The sequence below is a fragment of the bacterium genome (genome assembly GCA_016873475.1).
GTDB lineage: Bacteria > Krumholzibacteriota > Krumholzibacteriia > JACNKJ01 > JACNKJ01 > VGXI01.
The window spans coordinates 1-7669 of sequence record VGXI01000160.1 but is presented as its reverse complement, the minus strand read 5'-3'; the positions used below and the strand labels follow the sequence as shown (position 1 = coordinate 7669).

Sequence of the window (7669 nt, the reverse complement as noted above, 5' to 3'; positions counted from 1 at the left end):
AGCCGGTCTGGGTTCGAATCTACACAGGCGACGAGAGGACGCCGGCCCTGGGCATCAACCGCGGGCATCGACTCCGGTACGCCAGCTGAGACGATGGCCATCGGCGGCGGGCGAAGCCGAGCGAACCTGATTGACACAATTTCCGCGGCACAACCAAAGTTGTAATCGCGCGAGCGGCTAGCGCCGGATCCCCACCACCAGATCCGCCGGCCCCGGCAGCGCGAGGCACCGGACCTCTGCGAAGCCGGCGGCCGCGAGCCAGGCGCGGTAGTCGCTCTCCGCGTAGCTGTCGCCGCCGCCCGTGCCCACCAGCATGTTGATGCCGAAGAGGCTCGCGAAGCTGGGCGTGGCCCGGTTCTCGTCCAGGATGAAATCCGAGATCACGAGCAGTGCGCCCGGGGCGAGCGCCCGCCGCAGCGCGCCGAGCAGCGCGGCGTTGTCGGCCGGCGAGAGCATGTGGCAGATGGCCGAGACGAGGGCCAGGTCATAGCCTTCGCCGAAGCGGCCCTCGCGCAGATCGCCGGCGAGGAAGTCCATGCGCGCGGCCAGCCCGGCGGCCTCGGCGTAGCCGCGGGCCAGTTCCCCACCTCGGGCAGGTCGAAGAGAGTGGCGCGGGCCTCAGGAAGGGCGGCCAGGAGGGCGTGGCAGTAGACGCCCGAGCCGCCGCCGAGGTCCAGCACGCGGCGCCGCCCCGCCAGCAGCCCCTCCGCGACCAGCGCGCTCACGAGGGCGGGTGCGCGCTGGCCGGAGCCACGGTGCATGGCACCGATGAAGGCCTGCGTCCACTCGGGGTCGTCGCTGCGCTGGGGACCGCTGACGCGGGCGCCCTGGCGCAGGCACTCGGTGAGCGTGCCCCAGCGCTCCCAGAGGTTGGCGAGGTGGGCGAGCGAGGCGCGGCTGTCGTCTGGCCCACCCGCGGCGAGGAAGTCGCGCGCGGCTGGCGTGCAGCGGAAGCGCTCGCCGTCCTTCGCGAGCAGTTCCAGGCCGACCAGCGCGTTCAGCAGCCGCGCGGTGGCAGCGGCGTGCGTGCCCGCGCGCGCGGCGATCTCCGCAGCCGTGGCGCCCTCACCCAGCGCCGTGAACAGGTCCAGCTCGATGGCCGTGAGCAGGGCGCGGCTCGCCCAGTAGCCGCGGGCGATGGCGTCGATCTCGGTGGGCAGGGGACGGGCGGCGCGGCTGGCCATGGTGGACTCCTTCGCATGCTTGGGCACGCTGAGGCGAAGGGCGAGCTACTGGCTGCCTTCGCGGCCCTGACCGAGGCGGAGTGTACACGTGTACAAAGTGCGCCGCATCCTGCCCCGCGACGAGGGGCCTGGCAGGCGCCGTGGACGCCGCTCGTGCGCATGCCCTTTGATGGATCAAGGCGAGATGAAGGCCCTGAGGCGCGCCAGCACCTGCTCGCGGCCCAGGATCGCCGCCACGGCCGGCAGCTCGGGCCCATGCGTGCGGCCCGTGAGCGCAGCGCGCACGGGCATGAAGAGCTCCCTGCCCTTCACGCCCACTTGCTTGCCCGCCGCCGTGAGCGCCGCCTTGAACTCCTCGGCCGTCAGCTCGCCGCCGACGGTCTCGCGCGCGGCGGGCCCGCCCCCGGGGGCGACCAGCAGCTCGGCGAGCGCCGCGAACAGCGCGGCGTTCGAGAGCCAGGGCTGCGCCTCATCGTCCGGCGCAGACGCCGGGCCGCGCAGCAGCGCCAGCTCGCGCGGCAGATCCGCCGCGCAGCGCAGGTGGTCGATGACGGCGCGGATCTCGAGCAGGCGGCGCGCGTCGTCTTCATCGGGCAGGAAGGCGCGCGCGGCGGGCAGCAGGGCCTCGGGCCCGGCGTGGCGGATCTTCAGGCCGGCCAGCCAGTCGAGCTTGGCGGCATCGAAGACGGCCCCGGCCTTGTTGAGATGCTCGATCGTGAACGCCGCGATCAGCTCCTCGCGCGTCATCGCCTCGCGGCCGTCGCCGGGGTTCCAGCCGAGCAGCGCCAGGTAGTTGACGATCGCCTCGGGCGGATAGCCCTGCGCCCGGTACTGCTCCACCGACACGGCGCCGTGGCGCTTGGCGAGCTTCGTGCGGTCCTCGCCGAGGATCATCGACAGGTGCGCGAAGACGGGCGGCGCCGCGCCGAGCGCCTCGTACAGCAGGAGCTGCCGCTGCGTGTTGGCCAGGTGATCCTCGCCGCGCAGGACGTGGGTGATCGCCATCGCCGCGTCGTCCACCACGCAGGCGAAGTTGTAGACGGGCAGGCCGCTCGCGCGCAGTAGCACGAAGTCGCCCAGCGTGCCGGCCTGGAAAGTAACGTCGCCGCGAAGCGCATCGCGCACGGTGACGGCCCGCTCGGCCACGCGGAAGCGGATCGCGCGCGGCTCGCGCGCCGCGCGCGCGGCGGCGGTGGCCGGGTCGAGGCGGGCGCAGCTGCCGTCGTAGCGCGGCGAGCGGCCCTCGGCGCGGGCCCGCTCGCGCGCGGCCTCGAGACGCTCCTCGGCGCAGAAGCAGGGGTAGGCCTTGCCCTCGGCGACCAGCCGCGCCGCCGCCTCGCGGTAGCGATCGAGGCGCTCCGACTGCCGGTAGGGCCCGGCCGGTCCGCCGATGTCGGGCCCCTCGTCCCAGTCCAGGCCCAGCCAGGCCAGGCTCTCCATGATGGCGCGCTCGCTGGCGGCACTGGAGCGCTCGGCGTCCGTGTCCTCGATGCGCAGGATGAAGCGGCCCGCCCGCCCGCGTGCGAAGAGCCAGTTGAAGACCGCCGTGCGCGCCACGCCCATGTGCAGGCTGCTCTCCGCCGTGCCCGTGGGGCTGGGCGCGAAGCGCACGCGCACCTTGCCGGGAAGCGTGGTCTCAATCGTACTCATTGGGGCAGCTCCCGCACCAGCGCGATGGCGAGCGCCGCCATGCCCTCGCCGCGGCCGAGGGCGCCCATGCGCTCGTTGGTGCTGGCCTTCACGGAGACGCGCGCGATCGGCAGCCCCAGCGCCTCGGCCAAGCGCTCGCGCATGGCGTCGATGTGAGGCGCGAGCTTCGGCTGCTCGGCGATGACCGTGGCGTCCACCTGCCAGGGCGCGAGACCCGCGTCCGCGAGCAGCGCGCGCACGCGGGCGAGCAGGGCAAGGCTGTCCGCGCCCGCATAGGCCGGGTCCGTGTCCGGGAAGTGGCGGCCGATGTCGCCGAGTGCGGCGGCGCCCAGCAGGGCGTCCATGATGGCGTGGGTCAGCACGTCGGCGTCCGAGTGGCCGGCCAGACCGCCGACTGTGCTCGGCACCTTCACCCCGCCGAGGATGAGCGGCCGCGCGGGGTCGAAGCGATGCGAGTCGAAGCCCTGGCCGACGCGCAGCGCGGGCGCGCCGAGCAGGCGCTCGGCGCCGGCCAGGTCTTCGGCCGTGGTGATCTTGAGATTCGCGGGATCGCCCGGCACGGCGATCACCTCCTTGCCCAGGGCGAGGAGCAGCCCGGCGTCGTCGGTGGCGTCTGCTTCGCCGCGGGCCAGCGCGGCGGCGTGCGCGGCGCGGAGCAGCGGCAAGGGGAAGAGCTGCGGCGTCTGCGCGCGGCCCAGGCGCGTGCGATCGAGGCGCCCGCGCACGCGGCCCTCGCTTACAGTGAGCACGGTGTCGGGCACGGCGAGCACGGGCAGCAGTCCGGCCTGGCTGCCGGCGGCCGCGAGGCGCGTGAGCCACTCGGCGAGCGCGGCAGCCGGCGGGAAGGGGCGCGCCGCGTCGTGCACGGCCACGAAGCCCTCGCGCTCGGGGATCGCCGCCAGCCCAGCGGCCACCGAGGCCTGGCGCGTGGCGCCGCCCTCGGCGAGGCGGACTCCAGCGAGCGCGGCCGGCAGCAGCGCGGCAACGCGCGTTGCTTCCCCGGCAGGATGCACGAGCACGATCCGCGCGGCGGGCAGGACGCCCGCGAAGCGCTCCAGGCAGTGCAGGAGGAGCGGCCGGCCGGCCAGGGGCAGAAACTGCTTGGGCGTCTCCCCGCCCAGGCGGCTGCCGCTGCCGCCGGCCACCACGACGATCCAGAGGCGGTCCAGCATGGCCGCACTCTAGCACAGGGTGCCCGCCCCGTGGACCTTGGATTCCTTCAAGACCAGCGATCGCCTGGCCTAGCTCAGATCCTGCGCCTGCGCCGTCAGCGGCGGACGAGCTGGGAGATCGCCGCACAGCGCGCGGTGCCGCGTTCGACGGTATCGGCCGTGCTGCACCGGCATGGCCTGGCGCGGCTGAGCGTACGCCTGCAGCTTCACGAACTCAAAGCAACGAGCCCAGGGCTTACCCGACCGGAAGGACTCCCATAACCACGAACGGCCGCATGGCGGTTTGAAGCGTTTTTGCGCCCCGGGCAAGGCTCCAGAGCCTCCATGGACGAGCTCTTTGACATCCACCGCTAGCGGCACGCCCCTATCCCGAAAACAGCGATGCGCCCGGACACAGCGTCCGGGCGCATCTCGATCAGGGGCCGAATGCCCGTCAGCGCTTGGCCGTGAAGAAGGTGCCGTCGTGGATGCCGGCGGCCTTCGCCGCAAGCTCCTCCAGCGTCTTGATGCTGAAGGAACCGCCAACGCCACCCGGGTCCTTGTGGCAGCCATAGCACGCGAAGTCCAGGGTGACCTTACCCTGGCCTTGCTCGTCAAGTACCACGAAGCTCCCGTCAGCCGTGAACATCTCGGTCTTCGAAACCGCATCGGTCCGGATCGACAGCAGATGCGAGCTGATGTCGCCGTTGTAGTTGTTCGAAGAGACCGCGCTCCTTCCCGTCTGCGGCATGTGGCAATCGACGCAGTCAGGACCGGCGATATGGCTGTTCTCCGCTTGGCCCGCCGCGTAGGCCGCCGGGTGGCAGGACGTGCAGTCCACCTTCACGCCGTCGCCCAATGCCACCTCGTCGAAGATGACCGATGCGTGGGGATCGTGGCAGTCGATGCAGGCCACCCGCCCCGAGTGGGGCGAGTGCAGCCACTCATCGTACTGCTCGTGGTGCTGCACGAAGCCGTTCTTCGCGGCGATCCGCCGGGCGGCGTCACGAGTGTGGCAGTCGCCGCAAGCCTCCGAGCTCCGATCGATGGGCATGACGAAAAGCTCGGGATCGAAGGCGTGCTGAGCACCCGGACCGTGACACTCCTCGCACTGGATGCCGCCGAAGACGAAGCTGCCGGGCACGCCGGGCTTCCACTCGCCCTCGGGGGTGGCCCCCGTGGTGTGGCACTTGAAGCAGCTGTACTGATAGGCCGTCGGGGTGCCGGTGTTGTAGGCCACCCATTGCTCTGTCTCGAAGTTCCACTGGACGCCGGCGCCGGTCATCACCTGACCGTCCGCCGTCACGAAGCGGGCCTTCCAGCCGAAGCCACCGATGACGCCGAGAATGTCGTCCCAGTCCGTTCCCGCCGGCGTGCCCGCTACCGCGATGCCGCCGCCGTTCTCCGCGTCCCAGGGATAGACGGGCGCTTCCCCATTCTGGACCAAGGTGAACTTGTACGGATGGCCGGACTCGACGAAGGTTTCGTACACAGCCTGGTGGCAGCCGGACGTACCGCAGGTCGCAGAGCCGACGTAGGCCAGCTCCGGGATCTCCGGGACATCCTGAGCGGTCGGATCATCGTCGCTGCAGCCGGCCGCTAACAGGATCGTCACCAGTCCGATGAGATGAAGCCAAAGCGAGGCCTTTACCCTCGATCCCTGTGCGATTGACATCGAGCTATCCTCCTTCTTGCGTACGTGGCTCATTGAGTGCCCCGGGAGCTTGAGGGCGATGCTACTGCTCCGATCGAAGTGGAGTCCACGATAAACGGATCCCCTCACCCGGAAAGCGGGAGAGGACAAAGGATAAACAGATCCGATATCAATCAATTGCAGGCGGGTACTAGAGGTGTCGCAGCAACCCCCAGTGATTGCGTGGTTTCGAAATCATCTCGCCAGCAGGTGACGCCAAGCGTGCTAGAATCAAGGGTCCACACCCTCGGGAGGTCCGCCCCATGAAGCGTCTCGCCTTGCTCGCGCTGCTCCTCTGCCTGCTCCTGCCCACCCTCGCCCTCGCGCTCGACACGACGACGCGGCCGGTCAGCCCCGTTCGTGCCTGGGGCGAGGCCGATCTGGCCACCTTCGACCCGGCCTGGTTGCACGTGAAGTTCGTCGAGGGCAGCGCGGTGCGCCTCGACGCGAGTGCCGGCCGCTTCGCCTCCGCCCGCGGCGCAAGCCTGAGCGCCGTGAATGCGCTGCTGGCCCGCGCGGCGACCCTGCGCAGCACCTTCGCCATCGAGCCCGCGCGCGCCGCCGCCCTCAAGGCCGCCGGCGAGGCGGCCAGCGGGCAGATGGGGCCTGACCTCTCGCTCTGGTTCGACGTCGAAGCACCCGGCGGCCGCGCCGCTCTGGCCGACATGCTGAACGCGCTCAACGCCGACCCGGCCGTCGAGATCGCGCACCCGGCGCCGATCTGCGAGCCCGCGGTCATTCTCGGCGCTGCGCGCGCGGGCGAGGCGGCGCTGCCGCTGCCGACCCCCGACTACAGCGGCATGCAGGGCTACCTCTACGACCCGCCCGTGGGCCTGGACGCCCCGGCGGCCTGGGCCACACTTGGCGGCCGCGGCGCCGGCATGCACTTCATCGACGTCGAGCTGGGCTGGACCCTCAACCACGAGGACTTCAACCCAGCCACCTTCTTCTTCCAGGGCGGCGCGGCGATGGACCCCAGCTACATCGACCACGGCACGGCCGTGCTGGGCGAAGTCATCGGCATGCACAACAGCTACGGCGTGAAGGGATTCGCTCCCGATGTGAACTGGGGCGTGGAGGCGATCACCGTGGCCGAGTGGCCGAATGTCCCCCACCGCTTCCAGGACGCGGTGAACCAGCTCAGCGCCGGCGACGTCTGGCTGATCGAGCTGCAGATGTACCCGCCCGGCTACAGCGCCACGCCGATGGAGTACGTGCAGGCCAACTACGACGTCATCTGGACCAGCTCCTGGGCACTGGGCATCGTCTGCGTCGAGGCCGGCGCCAACGGCACGCAGGATCTCGACGCCGCCCACTGGGGCGGCATCTTCAACCGAACGGTGCGCGACTCGGGCGCGATCATGGTGGGCGCCGGCACGCCGACCGGCCGCGTCGCCGAGTGGTTCACGAACTGGGGCAGCCGCATGGACGTGCACGCCTGGGGCTCCTCGATCGTCACCACGGGCTACGGCGATCTCTATAGCAGCGGCGGCCCGCGCTTCTACTACACCTCCACCTTCGGCGGCACCAGCGGCGCCTCGCCGATGATCACGGGCTCGGGCCTCTGCCTGCAGGGCATTTCCCGCGCCTACACGGGCGCCCCGCTGACGCCCGCCGCGCTGCGCGGCCTCCTGCACGACACGGGCGTGCCGCACCTGGATCCGACGAAGCAGATCGGCCCGCGGCCCGACCTCGGCGCGGCGATCGCCCAGCTTCTGAACGGCACCGGCGTGGCCGAGACGCCCTTCGGCGGCCTGCGCATCACCGGGATGCCGAACCCCTTCCGCGCGGAGACCGAGCTGCGCTTCGTGCAGCCGCGGGCGGGCGAGGCCCAGCTCGCGATCTACGACGCGACGGGCCGCCTCGCGCGGCGCCTCGCCCTCGGCGAGGGCCCGGCCGGCGAGCGGCGTCTGGCCTGGGACGGCCGCGACGGCGAGGGCCGGGAGCTGCCGAGCGGGGTCTACCTGTTCCGTCTCGCTGCGGGCGGCCCG

General features: G+C 71.6%; 6 protein-coding genes. 1 reads left to right on the top strand and 5 read right to left on the bottom strand.

Annotation, left to right across the window (positions count from 1 at the left end):
- Nucleotides 1–177 precede the first annotated feature (177 nt).
- The 5 genes from FJ251_11830 to FJ251_11810 all read right to left on the bottom strand — a co-directional run bounded on the left by FJ251_11830 (nt 178) and on the right by FJ251_11810 (nt 5693).
- The gene (locus FJ251_11830; GenBank protein MBM4118401.1) at nt 178–537 is read right to left on the bottom strand and encodes a hypothetical protein; all 360 of its coding nucleotides are present in this window, start codon (nt 535–537) and stop codon (nt 178–180) included.
- Nucleotides 381–1184, bottom strand: coding sequence for a helix-turn-helix domain-containing protein (locus tag FJ251_11825; protein MBM4118400.1), 804 nt, complete (start codon nt 1182–1184; stop codon nt 381–383). The genes FJ251_11830 and FJ251_11825 overlap by 157 nt, the downstream gene beginning before the upstream one ends.
- Before the next feature lie 174 nt (nt 1185–1358).
- On the bottom strand, nt 1359–2834 hold the full coding sequence (locus tag FJ251_11820) for a glutamate--tRNA ligase (protein MBM4118399.1): 1476 nt from the start codon (nt 2832–2834) through the stop codon (nt 1359–1361).
- A complete protein-coding gene (locus FJ251_11815) occupies nt 2831–4006 on the bottom strand; it encodes a 2-C-methyl-D-erythritol 2,4-cyclodiphosphate synthase (protein MBM4118398.1) in 1176 nt (391 codons plus the stop codon). The genes FJ251_11820 and FJ251_11815 overlap by 4 nt, the downstream gene beginning before the upstream one ends.
- A gap of 433 nt (nt 4007–4439) precedes the next feature.
- Nucleotides 4440–5693 (bottom strand): hypothetical protein, encoded by a 1254-nt coding sequence (locus FJ251_11810; GenBank protein ID MBM4118397.1) that lies wholly within the window; start codon nt 5691–5693, stop codon nt 4440–4442.
- A gap of 248 nt (nt 5694–5941) precedes the next feature.
- On the opposite strand from FJ251_11810, the gene FJ251_11805 reads away from it, so the two are divergent.
- Nucleotides 5942–7669, top strand: a 1728-nt coding sequence (locus FJ251_11805) for a hypothetical protein (GenBank protein ID MBM4118396.1), incomplete at its 3' end; no start/stop codon positions are given.

What these genes read in the sequence shown, in the direction of transcription:
- FJ251_11810 (MBM4118397.1), bottom strand. Translation starts at nt 5,693, where the DNA reads ATGAGCCACGTACGCAAGAAGGAGGATAGCTCGATGTCAATCGCACAG.
- FJ251_11830 (MBM4118401.1), bottom strand. Translation starts at nt 537, where the DNA reads ATGGACTTCCTCGCCGGCGATCTGCGCGAGGGCCGCTTCGGCGAAGGC.
- FJ251_11820 (MBM4118399.1), bottom strand. Translation starts at nt 2,834, where the DNA reads ATGAGTACGATTGAGACCACGCTTCCCGGCAAGGTGCGCGTGCGCTTC.
- FJ251_11815 (MBM4118398.1), bottom strand. Translation starts at nt 4,006, where the DNA reads ATGCTGGACCGCCTCTGGATCGTCGTGGTGGCCGGCGGCAGCGGCAGC.
- FJ251_11825 (MBM4118400.1), bottom strand. Translation starts at nt 1,184, where the DNA reads ATGGCCAGCCGCGCCGCCCGTCCCCTGCCCACCGAGATCGACGCCATC.